Origin of the sequence: Shewanella sp. Shew256 (assembly GCF_002196695.1) — a bacterium.
GTDB lineage: Bacteria > Pseudomonadota > Gammaproteobacteria > Enterobacterales > Shewanellaceae > Shewanella > Shewanella mangrovisoli.
Genome location: NZ_NAJR01000045.1, coordinates 1 through 1,236, shown reverse-complemented (window position 1 = coordinate 1,236; position 1,236 = coordinate 1). Strand labels below are relative to the sequence as shown.

Genomic DNA, 1,236 nt, shown 5'->3' with positions numbered 1-1,236 from the left:
CTGTGAGTGTCCACACAGATTTCTTGTTTAGATTGTTAAAGAGCATTTGACCTCAGCTTTCGCGTTACCGCTCAGCGGGTCAGGGCTGCGTATTCTACGCATTTCCCGTGTCGCGTCAAGGCGTTTTTGCAAACTTCTTGAGGCTTTCGAACCAAGTGCACATTTTGCATTCGATTCACACTGATACCGCATTCGCTTTCGCTGTCTGCCGTGTCAGTGGATGCGCATTATAGGCACCGAAACTTTTTGTGCAAGGGCTTTTTTGAAGTTTTTTGCATTATTTTTCAAATGCCTTTTTACACCCAATCTAGGCACAAGCTACCCACGAGTTATACCCAGAGTTATCCACATTGCACCAGATTTCCTAATCATCGTCGCCTTTTAATCACCCGCGGTTTAGTGCGTTAAAGTTCGTTGGTTACGGTATTCTACGAATAGTTTTAGTCGTAGCACCTTGTATCAGCGATTTATTCGACGCAATGATTTAAATAAGTTGATAGTTATCATTAAGAAATTAGTAATTTCAAAACCTACAAAATAAGCGCCCTCACTTAATTTGTCGTAGTCGAGATGTAGGGTAACGAATGACTTAGAGAGGGTAGGAGAATTGAAAACACAATTTGGATGTTCACTCAATAATTATTGATAAGCGGCTTAATGCACATCCAGGCGCTAATAACGCTTATCTGAGGAAGTAATAGTGAATAGGAAAGAATCGTAGAAATAGAACTATATTGATTGCTTAGCTAACCAAGGCTTATTACACGGCATATCTAGCTGGAGGAGATGAGCAAACTATGGAAATAAACTCTAGGAAAGCAAAAAGGCCACCTTATTAGGTGGCCTCTCTTAATTTAGCGTTTGGCGATGACCTACTCTCACATGGGGAGACCCCACACTACCATCGGCGCGATTGCGTTTCACTTCTGAGTTCGGGATGGGATCAGGTGGGACCACAATGCTATTGTCACCAAACAAATTTTGCTCTAGGACAACACACTAGATTATATGGTGCTGATACCCAGAATCGAACTGGGGACCTCATCCTTACCAAGGATGCGCTCTACCGACTGAGCCATATCAGCAATTCTTTATCATCAATGATGATTAAATTAGGCGCTTGGCGATGACCTACTCTCACATGGGGAGACCCCACACTACCATCGGCGCGATTGCGTTTCACTTCTGAGTTCGGGATGGGATCAGGTGGGACCACAATGCTATTGTCACCAAGCA

General features: G+C 43.4%; 1 tRNA gene and 2 rRNA genes. All 3 read right to left on the bottom strand.

Annotation, left to right across the window (positions count from 1 at the left end):
* Positions 1-859: 859 nt before the first annotated feature.
* Positions 860-975, bottom strand: a 5S ribosomal RNA gene (rrf, locus tag B5P39_RS24320).
* Positions 976-1,009: 34 nt separating this feature from the next.
* Positions 1,010-1,085: transfer RNA gene (locus B5P39_RS24315), tRNA-Thr, on the bottom strand.
* Positions 1,086-1,118: 33 nt separating this feature from the next.
* A 5S ribosomal RNA gene (gene rrf, locus B5P39_RS24310) occupies positions 1,119-1,234 on the bottom strand.
* Positions 1,235-1,236 lie beyond the last annotated feature (2 nt).